This is a genomic window from Chryseobacterium capnotolerans (genome assembly GCF_021278965.1).
Lineage (GTDB): Bacteria > Bacteroidota > Bacteroidia > Flavobacteriales > Weeksellaceae > Chryseobacterium > Chryseobacterium capnotolerans.
Genome location: NZ_CP065589.1, coordinates 4887371 through 4912686 on the forward strand (window position 1 = coordinate 4887371; position 25316 = coordinate 4912686).

A 25316-nucleotide genomic window follows, 5' to 3' on the forward strand; every position below is an offset into this window, starting at 1 on the left:
CTTTTATTGGTATAATGGTAACCTCTTCATCAATATTATTTTGATCATTTAATGCTTCTGAAAGTGAGCCTACTGTTTTATGCCCAAATATCACAGCTACCCCAACCTGCATATCCAGAGTTCGTTTGATGGAGCTGATTAATTTGATGGCCATAATACTGTTTCCTCCAAGACTAAAGAAATCATCATGGATACCGATGCCCGAAGCATCCAATCCTAACACTTCACCATAAATCTGGCATAATTTCTCCTGTAATTCGGTTTCCGGGGCGGTGTATTCTCTGCCTCCTGTAAATTCAGGTTCTGGTAAGGCTCTTCTGTCTAGTTTACCATTGATGGTCAGCGGTAATGAGGTTAAGTGGACAAATGCTGCAGGAACCATATATTCTGGTAGTACCTCTGATAAGAATGCAGTAAGGTCAATTACTTCATTTGCTTTTTCTGAGACATAATAGCCAACCAGATATTTCAGCCCAGCTTTGTTTTCTTTGGCCAAAACAACAGCTTGTTTTACTTCAGGATATTCCTGAAGTCTGTTTTCAATCTCTCCTAGCTCAATTCTGTAACCACGGATCTTCACCTGGAAGTCATTTCTTCCAATGTATTCTAATTCTCCGTCAGCAAGGTAACGTACCAGGTCTCCGGTTTTGTACAGGATTCCATTACTTCCCTGGTTCTTTTCTTCCAAGGTCTGGAAAGGATTGCTGATAAAACGTTCTGCAGTGAGTTCTTCACGATTCAGATAGCCTCTGGCAATCCCGGCTCCTCCTACATACAATTCTCCTACAGCTCCTACAGGTACAGCACGAAGATGTTTATCAAGGATATACATCCCCTGATCCGGAATATTCTCCCCGATTAATGAAGCTTTATCCAAATCGGCTGCACTCAACTTCTTGTAGGTTACATGGACCGTTGTTTCGGTAATTCCATACATGTTAATCAGCGTTGGTGATTCAGAATAACGATCATACCAAGGTTTTAAAGAGGCCAGATTTAAGGCTTCTCCTCCGAAGACCACATAACGAAGGTCTGTTAACTGTTCTTCTCTCTGAAGTGCCGTATCAATAAACTGATAGAACGCCGTTGGGGTTTGGTTGAGTACCGTTAACCCTTCTTCTAAACATAAGCTGAAGAATAAATTCGTGTCTTTGGTTTGTTCAGATGATGGAACTAATAGCTTTCCACCATAGAATAAAGCCCCCCAGATTTCCCAGACACTAAAGTCAAATACATAGGAATGGAATAAACTCCAGACATCTTTGTCATTGAACTGATACCAATGATCGGTGGCACTGAACAAACGGGCGACATTACGATGTTCCTGTAGTACTCCTTTCGGCATTCCGGTTGTTCCACTGGTGTAGATTACATACGCCAAATGATTAGAAGTCACAGACGTAACAGGGTTTTCAATACTGCTGCTTTTCAGAACTGTTTCCAACTCAGAACTGTTCAACATAAGCATTGAAGTTGTCTCTTCGCAAGCTTCGAAAACGTTCTGTTCAGAACCTTTCTGTGTAATCACAATTTTTGCCCCTGTATCGGTTAGAATGTGTTTGATTCTGTCAGCAGGATATGATGGGTCCATCGGAACATAAGCCCCTCCGGATTTTAACACAGCTAAAATAGCTACAAGCATTTCTTCGGAACGTTCCAAACACAAAGGAATGAGATCATCAGGCTGAATATCATACGTTTCAATAAGATAATTTGCCAAACGATTGGAGCGTTCATTAAGCTCACGGTAAGATAATCTAACGTCCTGATAGACGATTGCCGTATGATCAGGGGTTCTTTCAACCTGATTTTCAAACAACTTATGAATAGTTGTATCACTTGGATAATGAACTCCCGAAGACCACAGTTTGGAAACCGTTTTATATTCTTGCTGAGTCAGATAAGAAAGTTGATCGGATGAGATCTCTGAGTTTTCGAGAATCTGATTCAAAACAGTGTTCATTCCACTGATTAACTGCTGTATCATCGCTTTCTCAAACAGAAAGCCTTCATAGCTGATATTTAACCATACTTCATCACCCGCTTCATACGCCACAATTCCTAATGGATAATCCAGACGTTCTACTGAACCTTTGAAGACAAATGACAGTTCATTATCTTCATCTCCTTTTGGAGCCGGATAGTTTTCATACACAAACAAGCTGCTGAAAATTCTGCGTCCGTCATGCTGAAGACTCGCCAGATTTACACTACTGTGCGTATTGAGCTCACTGATTCTGTTCTGAATTTCTGAGATCATATCTGCTACTTTACCCTCTGTATGACTAACAATTAATGGTAAAGTATTGATATACAAACCAACTGATGACTCAATCCCATCTACCGGAATACTTCTTCCTGAAACTGTAGTTCCCACTACCGTAGACTGCGTTCCACTATAAACCGCCAATTGTTTATGCCACAGATATTGAAGGACGGCATTAATGGTAAATCCATTCTTGGCTGTAAATTTCTTCAACTGCTGGTATTGTTCTCCAACGATCGACATTTTTATCGAGCGGTGATCTACAATCTGTTTGTATTCGGAAAGGTCAATATTTTTCTTAGATTCTTTGATCCAGCCACTTATGTCTTCACGGTCTTCAAGAAGTCCCATGTAGTCTTTCCAGAAGCCGGCATTTGAATCTTTATGGTTTTGTAAATACTTTTGTGCTTCTGCGTAGGCTGCATCCGGTGCCGGAGAAAGTTCCTGATTTTTAATTAATTTTAAATAAGCCTCATGAATAAGCGTCAGGAATATCGGCATACTCCATCCATCAAGAATGGCATGATGATTACTGAAAAGACAGGTATAATGCTGCTCTGAAAGTTTAAACAGATATATTCTGAAAAGGCTTCCTTTAGCAAGATCATATACTTCGAAACGGTCTTTATGAGTCATTTCGGAAATCAGTTCTTCCTGTTGATCCTTGTTCATTTCACTCAAATCGTGATAACGCCAGTCAAGGGTTCCTTTTTGATCAATAATCTGAACAATTTCTTCACTCCAGTCAAATCTTAATCTTAGCGTAGGAAGTTGATTTTGAGTATATATCCATGCTTTTTTCAATTGCTCAAGATTCATTTCTGAGCGATAATCCCATACCAATTGTACACGATAAGCATCATCTGTATCCCCCTGGTTCAATGCATGATATACAAATCCTTCCTGTAAGCTGTTGGCAAGGTATACACCTTCTACCGCTCCAGATTCCTGAATATACATCAGCTGATCTTTACCAACGATATTCTCTGTATCTGAAGGTGTTAACCAGGTTCTCTGTTCTGCTGTTAATTCATCAACAGTCTGTTTTATATACTCTTCAAATTTTTGAGTAAGCAGGTTCACCTGATCCTGTGAAAGGTATCCTGAGATTCCAAAGCGAAGCTGCCCATCAGCAATGGCTCCGTTGACACTAATGATATAACTGTCCCGGTTTTTATCCCCCATGGAGTTCCCACTATTTTCACCTGAGATATACCAGATTTTTTCACCGGTACTTTCTTCCTGGTCAAGCTGCCCAAGATAGTTGAAACTGATTTTCGGAAGGGCCTGTTCAGTATATCCTACAAGACTGCCATACCCAATTCCGTTATTTGGAATGCTTCTCAGCGATTCTTTGGTTACAACAACAGTGTCTTTTACGTCTTTTCCGGTTTGCAGCAGTAATGGATACATGGAGGTAAACCACCCTACTGTTTCTGTAATATCCAGATTATTGAACACTTCTTCACGGCCGTGACCTTCCAGAAGAACGGCATGTCCTGATGTCCCGGTAAGGTCCGAAAGTGCAGAAGCAAGTGCAGATAACAGAATGTCATTGATTTGTGTATGGTATACATGATGAATCTCTCTGATCAGTTTTTCCGTATAGCTTTCTTCCAGACTAAGATTCGCAAAATGGTAGTCCTGAGAGGATATTTCCCTCAAAATATCATTGCTTTTCGTAATGTTTTCGGCTGTATGAGTCCAATATGTCAATTCTGTGGCTCTCTCTTCCGGTTGATCAAGAAGATATCCTTTTACAGCTTCAGTCCACTGACGGTAGCTGCTTCCTTTTATATAGGCTTCAGGCTGCTTTCCTTTTTCCAGTGTTTGATATATATTTTTCAGATCCTCTGTAATGATTCTCCAGCTTACAGCATCAATAATTAAGTGGTGTAATGCAAAGAATATTCTGGCACTACCATCTTCATATCCATGAACATAACCTATCTGGAATAAAGGTCCTTTTTCTATATCGAAATGAGACTGCCATTCTGTAAATACTTGGGAAAGCTCTTCTGATGACATTCCTGAAATATCAAGATCTTTAATTTCCGGAATATATTCTATTCCGTACTGTTGAGTATAGGTATTATTTTCTTTTGGATAAAACATTCTGAAAGCATCATGCTTTTGAATAAGCAGCTTTATACTTTGCTTTAATAGTTCTGTATTAAGCTCAGGAACTGTAATCAGGAAGGATTGATTCCAATGATTAAGATCTCCTACATATCCGTCTTCCACCAAATTAAAGAACCATTCCTGGATAGGAAGGAATGATAAACTTCCGGTAAGCTGACCTTGTTCCGTCAGAATCTGAGTTTGCTCTTCTTTGGCCTTGCTTTCCATTAATTCAGAAAGTTTCAGGACTGATCTGGAAGTAAAAATATCTTTAACGCTTACTCTTATGTCAAGCCTTTGTCTGATTCTGCTGACAAGCTGAATACTGATAATACTGTCTCCCCCTAGTCTAAAGAAATCATCATGGATACCGATGCCCGAAGCATCCAAACCTAACACTTCGCCATAAATCTGGCATAATTTCTCCTGTAATTCGGTTTCCGGGGCGGTGTATTCTCTGCCTCCTGTAAATTCAGGTTCTGGTAAGGCTCTTCTGTCTAATTTACCATTGATGGTCAGTGGCAATGAGGTTAAATGAACAAAAGCTGCCGGAACCATATATTCTGGTAATACTTCTGATAAAAATACCGTAAGAGCACTTACTTCATGTGCTTTTTCAGATACATAATAGCCAACCAGATATTTCAGCCCGGCTTTGTTTTCTTTGGCCAAAACAACAGCTTGTTTTACTTCAGGATATTCCTGAAGTCTGTTTTCAATCTCTCCTAGCTCAATTCTGTAACCACGGATCTTCACCTGGAAGTCATTTCTTCCAATGTATTCTAATTCTCCGTCAGCAAGGTAACGTACCAAGTCTCCGGTTTTGTACAAAATATCATTAGTTCCTTGCTTCTTTTCTTCCAAGGTCTGGAAAGGATTGCTGATAAAACGTTCTGCAGTGAGTTCTTCACGATTCAGATAGCCTCTGGCAATTCCCGCTCCACCTACATACAATTCTCCTACAGCGCCTACCGGAACTGCCCGAAGATGTTTATCTAATATATACATACCCTGATCCGGAATATTCTCCCCGATTAATGAAGCTTTATCCAAATCTTCTGCACTCAGTTTCTTGTAGGTTACATGGACGGTTGTTTCGGTAATTCCATACATGTTAATCAGCGTTGGTGATTCAGAATAACGATCATACCAAGGTTTTAAAGAGGCCAGGTTTAAGGCTTCTCCTCCGAAGATCACATAGCGAAGGTCTGTTAAATCCTCTTCTCTTTGAAGAGCCGTATCAATAAACTGATAGAATGCCGTTGGGGTTTGGTTGAGTACCGTTAATCCTTCTTCTAAACATAGGCTGAAGAATAAATTCGTGTCTTTGGTCTGTTCAGAGGATGGAACTAAGAGCTTTCCGCCATAGAATAAAGCCCCCCAGATTTCCCATACACTAAAGTCAAATACATAGGAGTGGAATAAACTCCAGACATCTTTGTCATTGAACTGATACCAATGATCGGTGGCACTGAACAAACGGGCCACATTACGATGTTCCTGTAGTACTCCTTTCGGCATTCCGGTTGTTCCACTGGTGTAGATTACATACGCCAAATGATTAGAAGCAACGGAAGTAATTGGATTTTCAATACTGCTGTTTTCCAGAACCTTTTCCAGTTCTGAATCGTTTAAAAGAAGCATCGAAGTTGTATCTCCGCAAGCTTCAAGGACATTCAGCTCAGACCCTTTTTGAGTAATCACAATTTTTGCCCCTGTATCGGTTAGAATGTGTTTGATTCTGTCAGCAGGATATGATGGGTCCATCGGAACATAAGCTCCACCGGATTTTAACACGGCTAAAATAGCCACAAGCATTTCTTCGGAACGTTCCAAACACAAAGGAATGAGGTCATCAGGCTGAATATCATACGTTTCAATAAGATAATTTGCCAAACGATTGGAGCGTTCATTAAGCTCACGGTAAGATAATCTAACGTCCTGATAGACGATTGCCGTATGATCAGGGGTTCTTTCAACCTGATTTTCAAACAACTTATGAATAGTTGTATCACTTGGATAATGAATTCCCGAAGACCACAGTTTGGAAACCGTTTCATGCTGTTCATCAGGAATAAGATTCAGTTCTGATATCGCAAAACCTTTCTTATCATTAATTTCTGCGATCTGATCAAGCAGAAAAAGATAGGTATTCAGCATATTCTGAACTGTTTCTTTTGAGAAAACAGATTTCGCATAGTTGAACATTCCCTGTAGACTATGACCAATATCGTTAATCATCGTCGTCAGATCAAACTTAGCGACCTGGTAATCGACATTTCCATTGAAAGGATACAATAATGTTGTTTTGTTTTCCGGTTGAGAAACTTCTTCCCCAAAGCTCTGAAGACCAAACATTACCTGGAATACCGGATGTCGGGAAGTATCTTTCTCTACTCCAAGTTCTTCCACTAATTTTTCAAAAGGAAGATCCTGATAGGACTGGGCTTCTGTTACTGATTGAGCGACCTGTAAAATAAAGTCTTTTATCTGCTGATTTGGATCAATATTTTCTCTGAGTGCCAGTGTATTGACAAAGAATCCGATCATGTCTTCAAGACCAGCATGATGACGGTTCGCAATCGGGCTTCCCACAATAATGTCGTCCTGTCCGGAATAGGCGGAAAGAGTCAGGTAATATCCTCCTAACAAAATACTGTACAAACTTACTCCAAGGTCTTTTGACAGGTTTTTCAGTTTTTGGGTTTGGTCTGCATCAAGGCCGAAATAGATATTTTCACCTTCATAGGATATCTGAGCCGGTCTCTTGAAATCTGTTGCCAGGTCAAGATTTTGGAATCCGCTAAGCTTATTTTTCCAGTAACCGATTTGTTGGTCAAGTCTTTCTCCGGTAAGATAATTACGCTGCCACAATGCAAAGTCTTTATATTGAATTTTTAAGGCAGGTAGCTCATGCGGTTGTTCCTCTTTAATGGCATCATAAATACTGATTAATTCTTTTAAGAAGATATCTGTGGACCATCCGTCAAATGCAATATGGTGAATGACTACCGATAAATAACGATTTTCTTCAAGCGTAAAGATGCTGATATCAATTGGCAATTCTTCTTCCAAACGGAAGATTTTATTGGCGGCACGGCTTACTTTTTCTTCCAGTTCCTGCATCGTTTTCACCTCATATTGATGAATCGCAGGAATATCATCCATAACCAACTGCCAGCCTTTTCCTTCCTCCGTAATACGAATGACTGAACGAAGAACTTCGTGACGTATCACAATGGCATCCAATGATTTACAAAGGACCGTAATATCTGTTTTTTCATCCAGAAGAAAGACCATTGGAATATTATAAGCACTGGTTCCGCCTTCATAATTTTCAATAAACCAAAGTCTTTCCTGAGCAAAAGATAAACTCTGTTCTTTAGGAGAATTTACTTTGACAGGGGTAATCATCACCTGCTCACTGCCATGGGTATCTTCTGATAACACCACTGATAATAAAGCAATGGTCTTGTAATTGAATATTTTGGAAACTTCTACCTGTATCTGTAAAACCTGTTTAATCTTACTGATAAGCTTGATGGCCATAATACTGTTTCCGCCCAACCTGAAGAAGTCATCATGAATACTGATCGTGTCTGCATCTACTCCGAGAACATCCCCATAAATCTGGCAAAGCTGCTTTTGAAGGCCTGTTTCCGGAGCTGTGTATTCTTTGCTGCCTGTAAAATCAGGTTCGGGCAAAGCTTTTCGGTCTAATTTTCCGTTGATTGTTACCGGTAAAGCTGTTAAATGCACAAAAGCACCGGGAACCATGTATTCAGGAAGAGACACTGATAGATATTCTATAAGCAATTCTGAATCTATAACTGAATCAGAAACATAATAAGCGGCCAGGTATTTCAGCCCGGATTTATTTTCTTTCGCCAATACAACCCCCTGACGAATATCGGAATATTCTAATAAGGTATTTTCAATTTCCCCTAATTCAATACGATGGCCACGGATTTTCACCTGGAAGTCATTTCTACCTGCATATTCCAGTTCTCCATTCGGTAACCAGCGTACCAAATCTCCGGTTTTGTATAAACGTCCGTTTTCTCCTCTTTCTTTCTGAATAATTGTTTGGAAAGGATTTGAGACGAATCGTTCTTCGGTTAATTCAGGACGGTTCAGATATCCTCTTGCGATCCCAGCTCCTCCAATATACAGTTCCCCTACAGCCCCTACAGGAGCCAGGCGATTTTGCTCATCAAGAACATATACATAGGTGTTTTCAATCGGGCCACTCGATGTTCAATGGATTTCTATCTTCTTTATAATAATGCAGTGTTGCACAGACTGTTCCTTCTGTAGGACCATATTCATTTACAAAGATAATATCGTCAATATTTTTATCTAAAGCAGGGAAGCTTTCTCCGCCGGCAAATATGAGTTTCAGACTCGTTCCATGTTCTACAACTTCTCTTAGCAGAACAGGTGGAATAAATGAAACTTCAATATTATTATTTTTAATATAATCATTAAGTTCTCCTACGGATGTTCTGAGATCATTGCTGTACAGCCACAACGTATTTCCATTACAGAGTACCGGAAATGCTTCATACACAAAGGCATCAAATACATAGTTTGAGTAGCATCCGACCTCCTGATATTCTTGAAGTCGGTGAGCTTTTATCATTGATTCAATGAGGTTTATCACTCCTGAATGTTCAATCATTACTCCTTTTGGCAATCCTGTGGTTCCACTGGTGTAGATCACATAAGCAAGATTATCTGCATTAACCTGTACAACAGGATTTTCAGTTGATGTTATTTCAAGTTCTGCTTTAAGACTGATATCATCTAAAGCAAGAACCTCAACAGATGCATTTTCCAGTTTTTCTGCTGTACTTTCCTGTCCGATCACCAGTTTTGCCTCAGTATCATTCAAAATATGCTGTATTCTGTCTGAAGGATAGGAAGGATCCATCGGAACATAGGCTGCTCCAGATTTTAAGATAGCAAGAATAGCGATCAATATATTTTCTGACCTTTCAAGGCATACCGGAACCAAATCATCTGGTTGAAGTCCATAGTTTTCGATCAGATAATGAGCCAGCTGATTGGCCTTTTGATTTAATTCCTGATAAGACAAGATGATATTCTGATATACCAATGCTGTCTGATCAGGAGTATTTTTCACCTGATTTTCAAAAAGATGGTGTATTGTTATTTCTGATGGATATGTTGTATAGGTTGCATTCCAATCTTCTGTTAATTTTTTATACTGATCATGAGTAACAAGGTTTAAATCAGAAAGAGTAATTTCTCTTTGATCTTCATCTTTTGTCATTTGCTCCAGTAAAAATTCATAGGAACGGATCATATTCCCCACCGTTTCTTTAGAGAAAATGGCTTTAGCATAGTTGAACATTCCTTTAATCTCATCTCCGCCATCATCAATCATTGTCGTCAGATCGAATTTAGCCACTTGATAATCTATTTCTCCATCAAAAGGATAAAACAGTCTGTCCTGGTTATTTTGAGATAAAGCATCACCACCGAAGTTCTGAAGCCCAAACATCACCTGGAAAACCGGATGTCTCGAGGTATCCTGTTCTACTCCAAGTTCTTCTACTAATTTTTCAAACGGCAGGTCCTGATGAGATTGAGCATCGGTCACTGATTTTGAAACCTGAAGAAGGAAGTCTTTAAGATTTTGCTTAGCATCCAGTTTCTCTCTCAATGCCAATGTGTTGACAAAAAATCCGATAATATCTTCCAGTCCTGCATGATGACGGTTGGCGATAGGGCTTCCTACCACAATATCATCCTGCCCTGAATATGCTGAAAGCATCAGATAATATCCGCCCAGCATTACAGAATACAGGCTTATTCCAAGATTTTTGGATAAAGCTCTCAGCTTTTCACTTTGTTCTTCATCCAAGCTGAAATATAGATTTTCTCCTTCGTAAGAAATTTGAGAAGGTCTTCTGAAATCGGTCGGAAGATCCAGGTTTTGGAAATCCTCAAGCTGATCTTTCCAATAATTGATCTGCTGTTCAAGACGTTGTCCTGAAAGATATTCACGCTGCCATAAAGCATAGTCTTTGTACTGAATCTGTACGTCAGAAAGTTCTTCCGCTTTTTCGTTATTAAGAAGTGCTTTATAGATCGTCTGGATTTCTTTCAGGAATATATCGGTAGACCACCCGTCAAAAGCAATGTGATGAATTACTGCTGACAGATAATGTCTGTTTTCAAACTTGAAAATATTAGTTGCAATAGGAATTTCTACCTCAAGTCGGAAGATTTTATTAGCACATTTGTTAAGCGCTTCATCTAAATCTTCTCTTGTGCTTACTTCCGTCATATTCCATTCAGGCAGATGATCTGTAACCTGCTGATAACCGACTCCATCTTCTGTTGTTTTAATCACGGAACGAAGGATTTCATGACGTTTAATTACTTTTTCAAATGCTTTCTGCAATACTGAAATATCTGTTTTTTCATCCAGAATTGCTGCCATTGGGATATTGTAGGCACTGCTTCCACCTTCGTAGGTTTCAATAAACCAAAGTCTTTCCTGGGCAAATGATAATCTTTGTTCTTCCGGAGAATTTACTTTTGCAGGAGTAATGACAGTCTGCTCTTCAGTGTGTGTTTCGTTGCTTACAACTTCAGACAAAGAAGCCACTGTTTTATGACTGAAAATGGTTGCCACTTCTACCCTTACCTCCAATACTTGCTTAATTTTACTGATCAGTTTGATGGCCATAATACTATTTCCTCCTAATCTGAAGAAATCGTCATGAATACTGATTCGGCTGCTATCCAATCCTAAAACTTCTGCATAGACTTCAGCGAGTTTCTGCTGGAGTTCATTGACTGGAGCAGTATAGGTCTCCATCCCTATAAATGTAGGTTCAGGCAGCTGCTTTCTATCGAGCTTACCATTGATAGAAATCGGAAGTTCAATAAGATGTACAAATGCTGCGGGAATCATGTATTCAGGTAAAGTCTCTGATAAAAATTCTGAAAGCAGATGTGAATCAATGGCTGAGTCTGCCACATAATATCCTGCAAGATATTTCATCCCTGCATTATTTTCTTTAGCTAAAACGGCCACCTGACGGATTTCCGGATGTTGAAGCAACCTGTTTTCTATTTCTTCCAGTTCAATACGATAACCCCGGATTTTTACCTGGAAATCGTTTCTTCCGATATATTCTATATTTCCGTCCGGAAGCCAACGAACAAGATCTCCGGTTTTATATAATTTCCCGTTTTTATTATTTTGCGCTGCAGTTTGAAAAGGGTTGAAAATAAAACGCTCATCTGTAAGATCAGGTCTGTTCAGATACCCTCTGGAAACCCCTGATCCTCCAATATAAAGTTCTCCTGCGGCTCCAACAGGTACAGGACGGAACTGAGCATCTAATACATAAACGCTTGTATTACCAATAGGGCGTCCTATACTGTTTGCTCTTCTATTATTATTAACAATTGAGGTAACGGTAACTTCAGTGGGACCATAACAATTAAGAAAGTTGAAATGTTCCCCTTTTAATTTATTATAAAGATCTACAGTCAAAGCTTCTCCTCCTGAAGCCAGTTTACGCATTGTTTTCACTTGTGTGATATCAATATTCTGCAACACCGAAGGAGTAAGATTGATATAGGAAACTTTATGATCATTAAGCATTTTTATGAATGCTTCTTCATTTAAATAGCTTTTCTCTTCACTAAGAAGCATACTATTTCCATTCAGAAGAGCCAATAACATCTGCTCTACGGATGGGTCAAATACATAGTTGGCAAATTGAAGAATAACATCCTGATCATCCAGACCATAACGGGAATACAGGTCAGAGACAAGGTTCACTACATTTTTATGCTCTACCATTACCCCTTTTGGAAGCCCTGTTGTTCCACTCGTATAAATGGCATAGGCAAGATTGCCCGAGTTTATATTGATAGTAGGATTTACCGCAGGCATTCCCTCAATAGCATCTTTAAATAGAATATTATCAAGAGATACAATATTTACATTTTCAACCACTTGCACCTGATTCTCTGTGCTTTCCTGGGCAAGGACTACCCTTGCACCTGTATCTGTCAGAATATGTTTTATTCTATCAGCAGGATAGGAAGGATCCATAGGAACATAAGCTGCTCCTGCTTTCCATACTGCCAAAATAGCAATGATCATATTCTCCGAACGTTCTAAACATAAGGGTACTAATTCGTCAGGCTGAAGATTATATGTACTGATAAGATAATGAGCCAGACGGTTTGAGCGCGCATTCAGCTCACTATATAAGAGTTTTCTATCCTGAAATATCAGGGCTATATGATCTGGAGTTTTTGCAACCTGTTTTTCAAAAAGTTCATGGATGGTTTTCTCAGATGGGAAATCATACCAGGTATTATTCCAATCTTCTGTTATCTTTTTATACTTTTCTTGGGCAAGTAGCTGTAATCCGGATGATGTAATGTTTTCATTTTCAAGAACCTGATTAAGTGAAACCTGCATTCCTTCAATCACTTGAGCCATCATTTCATTATCAAACAGATAGCCTTCGTAGTTTAGGGTTAATGAGACCTCGTTTCCTCTTTCAAAAGCGACAATACCTAGTGGATAATCCAGTTTCTCCACTGAATCCTTGAATACAAAACCAAGTTCATTTTGATCTTGTCCTTCCGTTACAGGGTAATTTTCAAATACAAATAAGCTGCTGAAAATCCTGCGTCCATCATGGTGAAGTTCTGCCAGATTAATGTCACTATGCGTATTAATATCACTAATTCTGTTCTGAATTTCTTTGATATGATCTACCACTCTTTCTTCTTCATGAGTAACAATCAATGGTAGTGTGTTGATGTAGAGTCCTGCTGATGATTCTATTCCCTCTACCGGCAAGCTTCGTCCTGATACTGTTGTTCCTACAACTGTTGTACTCAACCCGCTATAAATCCTCAGCTGTTGATGCCACAAGTATTGTAATATGGCATTTACGGTTAATCCATGAGATTTTATAAAGGCTTTAAGCAGATCATATTGATCTCCTGTTATCATCATTTTTACCTGTTGATGATCCTGGATATGGCGATAGGTAGCCAAATCAATAGATCTCTGAGATTCTTTAATTAATCCACTTAAATCTTCCTGATCTTCCAGAGACTTCATATAAGTATCCCAGAACTTTCTGCCTGTTTCTTTATGATCCCGAAGATATTTCTGAGTTTCTGTATAGGCTTGGTCCTGTACAACAGTAATATCCTTCCCTTTAGTAAGGTTCAGATAGTGGGTATGAATACTGTTAAGAACTACTGGGATGCTCCATCCATCCAAAATAGCATGATGGTTACTGAACAGGCAAGTATAATGATCTTTTGAACGTTTAAACAGGTATACTCTGAAAAGATCGCCTTTAGAAAGATCATATCCTTCAAAACGGTCTTTTGTCGTAATTTCTTTAATGAATGTTTCCTGAGCAGAATCAGGTATCTCACTGATGTCCTGATAACGCCAGTCTACATTTCCATTTTTATTGATGACCTGAACAATCTCGCCATTCCAATCGAACCTCATCCTCAATGAAGGATAAGCAGCTTGGGTAAGACTCCAGCCTTTCTTAAGGCTCTCAATATCAAGAGCTGTATGATAATCCCATAATAGCTGTACTCTGTAAGCATCGTCTTTTTCTCCCTGATTCAAGGCATGGTACACAAATCCTTCCTGCAAACTGTTCGCAAGGTATACACCTTCTATTTCTGCTGTCTTTTGGATCTCTGTAAGCTGCTCAAAGTCTACCACGTAGTCTACATCGGATGGAGTAAGATAACTTTGTGTTTCCTGAGAAAGAGTTTCTACAATGGTTTCAATACTGGTTTTAAAATCTTCTGTAAATAGTTTAATCTGTTCATCGGGTAGATATCCTTCAATTTCAAAACGTAATTGTCCATCCACAACAGCTCCGTTCATGCTGATATATTGGCTGTTTCGGTTGTTTTTTCTTATTCCTGATCCGGCATCTTCTGCTGCAATAAACCAGCTTTTCTCTTCTGTTTCCTGATCTAGTTGTCCTAAATAGTTGAAACTTATTTTTGGAAGATCGCGTTCTGTATATCCTACCAAACTTCCATAACCAATTCCGTTATGAGGAACTCTTCTTAAAGATTCTTTGGTCAAAATGATGGTATCTGCCAGTCCTTTTCCGTTTTTCAGAAGTAAAGGGAACATCGTGGTAAACCATCCCATCGTTTCCGTGATATCAAGCTGTTGGAATACTTCTTCACGGCCATGACTTTCTAAAAGAACAGCATGGGAATCTTCACCTGTTAACTTTGAAAGAGAAACTGACAAAGCAGACAATAGCAGATCATTAATCTGAGTCTGGTAAATATGATGAGTATTTCGGATTAAAGCTTCAGTTATTTCTTTATTTAAAATCAGACTACTGCGGTAAGAATCTTTTATGATGAACTGATCCAAAGCTTTATTCTGAACTTCTGTAGTATCTGCACATGTAGTCCAGTACAATAATTCCTGGGCTCTGGATTCTGCATACTCAGAACAATAATTTTTTACAGCATTCACCCATTGACGGTAGCTGCTTCCTTTTGTGTGGGAAAGAATTGTTTCTCTATCTCCTTTTTCAAGGGCCTGATAAATATTCTTTATATCTTCTGTAATAATCCTCCAGCTTACTGCATCAATAATCAAATGATGAAAAGCAAAATAAAGTCTGGCACTTCCATCATTATATCCATAGATATACCCTATCTGATACAATGGGCCTTGCTCAATATCAAACCCGGATTGCCATTCTGTAAGTATTTTTGATAGTTCTTCTTTATTCAGAGCGGAAGCATCTAATTGTTTGATAGACGCGAAGATTTGAGTATTTCCATACGATTGAATATACCCCATATTGCTTTTTTCAAATTTTAATCTGAATGCATCATGTCTTTCTATCAAATGTCTGATAGATTCTTCCAGTAATTCTTTATCAAGTTCAGGAACATTCACAAGGAAAGCCTGATTCCAATGGTTGAAGTCTGCAAGATATCCCTGTTCTTTCTGGCTAAAGAACCATTCCTGAACAGGAAGTAAGGAAACTTCTCCTGTAAGGAGTCCTTGTTCCGTTACAATTTGTGTTTGTTCGTTCTTTTTATTTTCTTCAATAAGTAAGGACAATGCAGCCGGTGTTCTGGATGTAAAAATCTCTTTCACACTTACTTTTACATCAAGCTGTTGTCTGATTCTTCCTACCAGCTGAATACTGATAATACTATCCCCTCCTAATCTGAAGAAATCATCGTGAATACTGATTGTTCCAGCATCAATTCCCAATACACTGCTATAAATCTGGCATAATCTGGATTGAAGTTCAGTCTCTGGAGCAATATAGTCTTTACTTCCTGTAAATTCAGGTTCAGGCAGCTGTTTTTTATCCAGTTTTCCGTTAATTGTAAGCGGTAAAGATTCTAAGTGAACAAAGGCTCCGGGAACCATATACTCTGGTAAAGATTCTGATACATATTCCGAAAGAAGCTGAGAATCTATTGCTGAATCAGCAACATAATATCCGGCCAGATATTTCAAACCGGTATTATTTTCTTTAGCCAGCACTGCTGTCTGGCGGATGTCCGGATAACGAACTAATGTATTTTCAATTTCTCCTAATTCAATTCTATAACCACGGATTTTCACCTGGAAATCATTTCTTCCCAGGTATTCCAGCTCTCCATTAGAAAGCCAGCGTACCAAATCCCCTGTTTTATATAATCGTCCATTTTTATCTACTGCTTTTTCAGCTCTACTTTGGAAAGGATTGATCATAAAACGTTCTTCTGTAAGCTCCGGACGGTTCAGATATCCTCTGGTAATGCCTGCTCCGCCAATATAAAGCTCACCTATTGCTCCAACAGGAACCGGACGTAGCTTATCATCCAAAACATAAGAAGTCATATTTCCGATAGCCTTTCCTATATTCAGTGGATTGTTGTCTTCTTTATAGTAATGAAGGGTGGCACAAACGGTTCCTTCTGTAGGACCATAAGCATTAATAATATCTATTCCCTGAGCCTGATAAAGGGCCATCAATTGAGGATTGGTAACATCTCCGGCAACCATAAGTTTCTCCAGTGGTAAAATATAATCTTTGGTAAGAAGTACCGGAGGGATTGTTGCAATCCTGATATCATTTTCACGGATATAGTGCTGTAATGCTGCAATATCGGTTTGTCTTTCTTTATCCAGCAGATAAATGCTATGACCATGGGTAATAACAGGGAAAAGTTCTGCAACATGTGCATCAAAAACATAATTGGCATACCAAAGACAATTTTTCGTGGCACTTTCTCTGGTATTTAACTCCAGCTTTTCTGCAAATTGGGTCACAAGGTTTGAAACTCCTCTATGTTCTACCATTACTCCTTTCGGAAGTCCTGTTGTTCCGCTGGTATAGATCACATACGCTAAATTTCCAGACTTTGTTTCCGTAACAGGGTTATTTGAATCTGCAATCTCTAATTGTGCCTTATATTGAACCTCATCCAAAGAAATATATTCAGCATTTTGATCTTTTAATTTTTCAATTGTACTCTCCTGACCTATCACCAATCTGGCCTTGGTGTCTTTTATAATATGCCTGATTCTGTCTGAAGGATATGAAGGATCAATCGGCACATAGGCTCCTCCGGATTTCAGAACTCCCAGCATCGCAATCAACATATTTTCGGAACGGTCCAAACATAGGGGAATAATTTCGTCTGGTTGAATAGTATATTTTCCGATCAGATCATTGGCCAATTGATTTGCTTTTTCGTTTAATTCCTGATAGGAAAATTGAATATCCTGATATACTAAAGCAGTATGATCCGGAGTTTTTACCACCTGATCTTCAAAAAGCTGATGGATGGTTTTATCAAATGGATATTCAGAAACCGTATTGTTCCAGTTTTCAATAACTGTTTTATAATCTGTATTTTTAAGGAGTTGGAAATCATTGATCTTAATATTCTCTGCATTTTCAGACCCTATTGCTGCAATTTGTTCCAACAACAGAACATAGGTATCTTTCATCCTCAAAATGGTCTCCTTACTGAAAAGAGAAACGGCATAATTAAACATTCCTCTTATCTTTTCCTCTCCATCATCAATCATTGTGGTAAGGTCAAATTTTGCCGCCTGATAATCTATTTCGCCTTCAAAAAGAGAGAATACATTATCTTTTCCGGTTTCCCTACCAAAGCTTTGAACACCAAACATCACCTGAAATACCGGATGACGGGACATATCCTGTTCTACGCCCAATTCTTCCACCAATTTTTCAAATGGAAGATCCTGATGCGACTGCGCTTCTGCTACAGATTGGGATACCTGAAGAATAAAGTTTTTAAAATTCTGTTCGGAATTCACATTTCCTCTCAGTGCCAGTGTATTCACAAAGAAACCAACAATATCCTCAAGACCTGCATGATGGCGATTGGAGATTGGGCTTCCCACAATAATATCATCCTGACCTGAATAAGCAGAAAGCATTAAATAGTATCCGCCCAGCATCACACTATACAAACTTACGCCAAGGTCTCTGGAAATCGCCCTTAATCCTGAAGCTACTTCTAAAGACAAATCAAAGTAAATGGCAGCCCCTTCATAAGAAATCTGAGCCGGACGTTTGAAATCTAAAGGTAAATTAAGAGATTCAAAGTCTTCTAATATCCCTTTCCAATAATTAATCTGCTTATCCAGAATTTCTCCTTTCAGGTAATTTCTTTGCCAAAGGGCAAAATCTTTATACTGAACAGCAAGATCAGGAAGTTGATGAGGGATTTTGTTAATCAGGGCTTCATACACGGCCTGAATTTCCTTCAACACAATATCTACAGACCATCCATCAAATGCAATATGGTGGACTACCACAGATAAATAATACTGATCTTTCAATCTAAGCAGAGTGATATCCAAAGGAAGCTCTTCTTCCAGACGGAATACCTTATTAGCTATAGAATTGATGGTTGTTTCCAGCTCTTCTCTGGTATTTACTTCTACTATTCTGAATTCCGGCATAGAATCTATAACCATCTGATATCCTATTCCTTCTGCCGTTGTTTTAATCACAGAACGAAGGACTTCATGCCGCAAAATGACTGTTTCCAGAGACTTTTGAAGTTCTTCCAACTGTACATCCGGGCTCAAAGTGAGTACCATCGGAATATTATAAGCACTGCTTCCGCCCTCATAGGCTTCAATAAACCAAAGCCTTTCCTGGGCAAAAGATAAGCGCTGATCCTCAGGAGAGGAAACCATTACAGGCTCTATATGTATGTTTTCTTCCTTGAATTCTGTTTCCAGAAAATAGGCAAGAGAGGCAATTGTTTTATGATTAAATACAGACGTTACCTGAATACGGAGATTCAGATAGTTTTTTATCTTACTGATCAGCTTTATCGCCATGATACTGTTTCCTCCCAGGCGGAAGAAATCATCATGAATACTGATTTCATCAGCATCAAGCCCTAATATTTCCCCATAAATGCGGCAAAGTTTTTCCTGAAGTTCTGTTTGTGGAGCTGTATATTTTTTGGTTCCGGTAAATTCTGGTTCCGGAAGGGCTCCTCTGTCTAATTTCCCGTTAATGGTTAACGGAAGGGCATCAAGCTGTACATAAGCAGCAGGAATCATATATTCCGGCAATGTTTCTGATAAAAATGCTGAAAGATGAGTTTCATCTAGCCCTTCGTCAGATACATAATATCCGACAAGAAACTTCATTCCTGCCTTATTTTCTTTGGCAAGAATCACTGCCTGTTTTATCTCTTTATATTCCTGCAGCTTGTTTTCAATTTCACCTAATTCAATTCTATAACCACGGATTTTTACCTGGAAGTCATTTCTGCCGATATACTCAATATTTCCATCCGGATGAAGGCGTACCAAATCTCCTGTTTTATAAATTTTTCCGTTTTTTCTTCTGATTTTCTGTATCGGAGTCTGGAAAGGATTGACAATAAAACGATCGGAAGTAAGATCAGGTCTGTTCAGATATCCTCTTGCAATTCCGTTTCCGCCAAGATAAAGTTCACCTATAGCCCCTATTGGAACGGGACGGTAATAGGTATCCAATACATAGGCTGAAGTATTATTAACAGGACGGCCAATAAGATATACATCGCCATGTTCAACCTGTTTGTAGGTGGCATAAATAGTTGCTTCTGTTGGTCCGTAAAGGTTGTATAAACGGGTATATTCTGACCAGTATTTCCCGGTTTCATAATCACAAGGTTCTCCGGCATACAACATTCCTTTCAGAGAAGGATATTTTATTTTTGGTAATACTGAAAGCATCACCGGCGGCAGATAAGCATATGCAATATCGTTTTCTAAAAGGTATTGGCTTATGGAATCGGCATCTTTTTTAATGGCTTCATCAAGGATATGCAGCTCGTTTCCATATAACAGGGCATTAAAAAATTCTGATACTGATACATCAAAAACGTAAGAGGTATAGGCTGTTATTTTTTCTCCTTCACTGAAACCATAGGCATCTCTGATCTGTGAAACTACGTTCACAACATTCTGGTGCTCAATCATTACGCCTTTAGGCATCCCTGTAGTTCCACTGGTATAAATTATATACGAAAGATTCTCAGGGGTAACTTTTGTAACAGGATTTTGAGAAGAGACTTCCTCAATAATTGTCTGAAATACAGGATTATTTAAGGATAGAATATGGGCATTCTCTGAGTCTATTTTATCTTTCAATTTTTCTTCTGTAAGAACTACTTTTGCTTGAGTATCTTGAAGAATATGCTGGATTCTATCTGACGGATATTGAGGATCCATAGGAACATAAGCAGCACCGGCTTTTAAAACGCCCAAAATGGCAACAAGCATATTTTCAGAACGATCTAAACACATAGGAATCAAATCATCAGGCTTCACGTCATATGCAGCAATAAGATGGTTAGCCAGACGATTGGCGCGCTCATTCAGCTCCTGATAAGACAATCTGATATTCTGATAGACCAATGCCGTGGCATCGGGTGTCTTTGCTGCCTGTTCTTCGAATAATCTGTGAATCGTATATCCTTCCGGATAATCGTGTTCTTTGGCATTCCCGTCCTTCGTAATCTTCTGATAATGTTCATCATTTAGAAGCTGAAGGCTTTTAATTGTATTGTTTTTTGAGATTACACTTCCTATTTCAGCCAATTGTTTCAGGATTAGCATATAGGTCTCTTTCATACGGATAATGGTCTCGTTTTTGAAAAGAGCTACTGCATAATTGAAGATTCCCCGGATATTGTCTCCGTGAACATCAATCATCATCGTTACATCAAATTTGGCAGATTTATAATCTATATCTCCATCAAAAGGAAGGAGTACAGTATTATTATTTATATGAGAAACTTTTTCTTCAAAACTCTGAATACCAAACATCACCTGGAAAATAGGGTTTCTTGAATTATCCTGCTCTACTCCCATTTCTTCTACCAGCTTTTCGAAAGGAAGATCCTGATGAGACTGAGCATTGGTGATAGACTCTGAAACCTGCACAATGAAATCTTTTATCTGCTGCTCAGGATCTATTGTTTCTCTTAAAGCAAAAGTATTAACAAAGAATCCGATAATATTTTCAAGACCTGCATGGTGACGGTTGGCAACGGGGCTTCCCACAATAATATCATCCTGCCCTGAATAAGCAGACAGCATCAGATAATATCCACTCAGCATCACGCTGTATAAACTTACTCCAAGATCTTTTGAAAGTTTTTGTAATTCTGAAGCAAGCTGCTCCGAAAGATCAAAATAAGTTGTGGCCCCAGTATATGAAACGTGGGCTGGCCTCTTAAAGTCCAAAGGAAGATCCAGGGTTTGGAATCCTTCCAATTTGTTTTTCCAATACGATACCTGCTCCTTAAGTATTTCCCCGGAAAGATAATTTCTCTGCCATAGGGCAAAGTCTTTGTATTGAATAGGTAATACTGGAAGTTCAGGATTTTCACCTTCAATAAGAGCCTGGTAAATGGTATTGAATTCATTGATAAAGACCTCTGTTGACCATCCATCAAAAGCAATATGATGAATAACAACAGATAAATAATGATTATCTTCCATTCTGAAAACAGAGGCACTTATTGGAAGTTCCTGATCCAGTCGGAAAACTTTATTGGCTACATAGTCTATCGCCTGATCAAGTTCTGTTCTGGTTTCAACCTTTCCGAAGTGAATCTTAAGCTTTTGATCGGTTACCTCCTGATATCCTACCCCATCTTCTGTAGTAAGAATAATACTTCGCAATACTTCATGACGCTGCATCAACAGATCGAAAGCCTGCTGAAGAACTTCCTGGGAAACATTTTTTCTCAATGTAAACACCATTGGAACATTATAAACACTGCTGCTTCCTTCATAGGACTCTATGAACCAAAGTCTTTCCTGAGCAAAAGACAAACGCTGTTCTTCAGGTTGAGAAACAGGTATTGCATTGATGATTATTGGCTCAGAAACATCATTGTTTTTATCAAGTACATGAGATAATGACGCCACTGTTTTATGCCCAAATACCATGGATACATTCACTGGAATTTCCAGCTCCTGTTTAATTTTACTGATCAGTTTAATAGCCATAATACTATTTCCTCCAAGGCGGAAGAAATCATCATGAATCCCAATACTTCCAGATTCAATTCCTAAAATCTGACTATAAATCTGACATAATTTCTCCTGTAATTCATTTTCAGGGCCAGTATATTCTCTTTCTCCACTGAATTCAGGTTCAGGCAGCTGCTTTCTGTCCAGTTTTCCATTAATGGTTAATGGCAAAGCTGTTAATTGAACAAAAACACTTGGTACCATATATTCAGGCAATGTTTCTGATAAATATTCTGTCAACGTTTCTGCATTCAGTTCTTCTTCAGCTACATAATAGCCGGCCAGGTACTTCATCCCTGTATTATTTTCTTTTGCAAGAACTACAGATTGCTTGATTTCAGGGTGCTGAGCTAATCTTTCTTCAATCTCCCCCAATTCGATCCTGTACCCTCTGATTTTTACCTGAAAATCGTTTCTGCCGATGTATTCTATATTTCCATCAGGAAGCCATCGTACCAGGTCCCCGGTTTTATATAATTTCCCGTTTACTCCTTTTTGCTTTTGGATTTCCGTTTGGAAAGGGTTTTTTATAAAGCGTTCTTCAGTAAGATCAGGGCGGTTCAGATAACCTCTTGCAATGCCTATACCTCCCAGATATAACTCACCAACAGCTCCTACGGGTGATAACTGTTGGCATCCATCCAGAATATATGCAGAACTGTTTCCTACAGGTTTACCGATAACATGAACATCTCCATGTTTTATCTTTTTGTAAATCGCATAAATAGTTGCTTCCGTAGGACCATACAGATTATAAAGCTCCTTTTTTTCCGACCAATATTTTCCTGTTTCATAATCACAGGGTTCTCCCGCGTACAGGAACCCTTTCACTGAAGGATAATCTACTCGTGGTAAAACAGATAACATTACCGGAGGTAAATAAGTATAAGCAATCTCATTATCTAACAAATATCTGCTTATCAGATCGGCATCTTTCTTAGTCGCTTCATCCAATACATGAAGTTCGTTTCCGTATAGCAAGGCATTAAAAAATTCAGATACGGAAACGTCGAAAACATAAGAGGTATAGGCTGTTATTTTTTCTCCTGCAGAAAAGCCATAGGCTTCCCTTACCTTATCCACAACATTCATGACGTTCTGGTGCTCTACCATTACCCCTTTTGGAAGTCCTGTAGTCCCACTGGTGTAAATCACATAAGCTAAACGATCAGCAGAAACATCCGTTACAGGGTTTGATGACTCTTGTGAATCCATCAGAATTCTGAAGTTGGAATCATTTAAAGATAAATATTGTACGGAAAGATGATTAATCTTCTCTATAGTGCTATCTTCTGCCAGAATAATTCTGGCTCCCGTATCTTTGAGGATATGCTCAATTCTGTCTACAGGATATGAAGGATCCATAGGAACATAAGCTGCACCGGCTTTCAATACTGCTAAAATCGCAATTAACATATTTTCTGATCTTTCCAGACATAATGGAACCAATTCATCAGGTTTAAGATCAAAAGTGTTGATTAAATAATTAGCTAAACGGTTTGAACGCTCATTAAGCTCCTGATAGGTGAGTTTAACATCCTGATAAACTAATGCAGTATTTTCTGGAGTTTTTATAACCTGATCTTCAAAGGCTTTATGAATGGGTTTACTATTCTGATAGTCCCAATCAATCGTATTCCAGCTTTCTGTTGTTTTCTGATAGGAATTTTCATTTAAGAGATTGTATTGAGAAATCAGTTTATCAGCATTTCCTTCCAGTAAATCCTCCAATATTTCAATAAACAACCTCTGATAAGTCTCTACAAAATTGGATATTAATTCAGCATCAAGCTTTTGATTCGCATAACGAACCTTATAATTAATCTGACCATCTCTTACTTCCTGCTCAAATGACAATTTCCCAACCAAGTCAACGTTCAGATCATTGTTAATAAGCACATTACTAGCGCCTTCGTAGTGAATAACCACATCTTTAAGACTGGTTTGAACAAATCCGAATTCTAATATATTGGAAGTTGGAGCATAGCTGATAAGCTCTTCAATAGGCAAATATCTAGCCTTACTTGTTTTTAATTGATTGGTGTATTCTATATTTTGATGGATAAGATCCTGCAAAGACGATTTCGTCTCGAATCTGTATCCTTTTAAAATTGTATTAATATGGGCTCCAAAGATAAAATCCTGTCCTTCTGTAATCCCAACAGGATAATTGATGACCAGGTTATTAACTCCTGAAATTCTATGAAGTAAAACGGCAAAAACCAACTGACCATAAGTATAGGGTGTCAGTTTATATTTTGATATCAATTGTCTTACTTTCAGGGATACTGATTCAGGAAAATGAAAACGAAGCTCACTCACTGGATTAGTCTGAATACTATCTTTTCCCTGAGATCCAAAGAGAAGTGAATCAGATGTTTGTAAAAATTTAAATCCGATATTTTCAACTTCTTCCAATTCGGACTTCCAGAAATCTGACATTTTTGTTTTTCCTTTTCCCAATATCTCTTCAAGCTGATTTCTCAATTTTTCGTACCGTATTTCCTGCTCTGTAAGATTGATAGGATTTACATAACTAAGGTCATTGTAAAAAGTGCTGAGTTCAGCATAGATACTGTTTGCACTCAAGCCATCAACAAGGATATGGGAGAATATATGAATGATTCTATAACCGCCATTATTCAGCTTGATGGCATAAAATCTTGCCAATTGTTCTTTCTCCAAATCAAAAGGCTGCAAAGCAAGCTGTAAAACTTCTTCAGGGCTTGGTTCCTCAGCAACAAATGTTAGTATTTGGGCCTCTTCAGAAAGCAAAGGTCTGTGCTTCCAAACCAGATTTTCTGACTCACTTACAACATTACTGTTCAATAGTAAATTATTGTTAACAAATCGGACTAAACTTGAATTCAGTCTCTGGATATCTATATATCCGGACATAGACTGATCAAAGATAATATTATAGTCGCTTCTTGATGGATTCAGTATCCATTCATTATAAAAGGTAGATTGATAAGGTGTTAGCTTCATAGCAATATATCCCGAAGGACAGTAGGTTAGGTTAGGTTTAGGTACGGTTTTTATTCACTCCTTTGCTTTAAACCATTTCTGAACGGATATTTCAGAAGATCTGTAAAGCAGCAACCACTCCTTTGATTTTACAAAAGAGAATAACCAGAGCCTGTTTTATAACAAGCTTTACATGTAAGGGTGAATGTTTAAATGAAAGTGAGTATAGATTGTATTTTCAGGTGCATTTAAATCAAATATTCATATGATTTCCTGAAGAATCCAGACTCACTAAAAATGAGATTTTTTATCTATTAGGCGTATTTTTCTTATTCAAAAAATAATATTTAA

The 25316-nt window shown here is 38.4% G+C and carries 2 protein-coding genes (1 of these 2 cut by a window edge); both read right to left on the bottom strand.

Annotated elements, in window-relative coordinates; translation table 11 throughout:
• On the bottom strand, positions 1-8629 hold the 5' portion of the coding sequence (locus H5J24_RS23375) for a non-ribosomal peptide synthetase (protein ID WP_283250803.1). It extends 4331 nt beyond the left edge of the window; 8629 of the gene's 12960 nt are visible here — the first part of the coding sequence; it begins with the start codon at positions 8627-8629; the stop codon falls past the left edge of the window.
• A complete protein-coding gene (locus tag H5J24_RS23385; protein WP_283250748.1) occupies positions 8625-24986 on the bottom strand; it encodes a non-ribosomal peptide synthetase in 16362 nt (5453 codons plus the stop codon). Before H5J24_RS23385 ends, H5J24_RS23375 begins: the two co-directional genes overlap by 5 nt.
• Positions 24987-25316: the final 330 nt, after the last annotated feature.

Coding starts and splice junctions, on each gene's coding strand:
- H5J24_RS23385 (WP_283250748.1), bottom strand. CDS start 24,986: ATGAAGCTAACACCTTATCAATCTACCTTTTATAATGAATGGATACTG.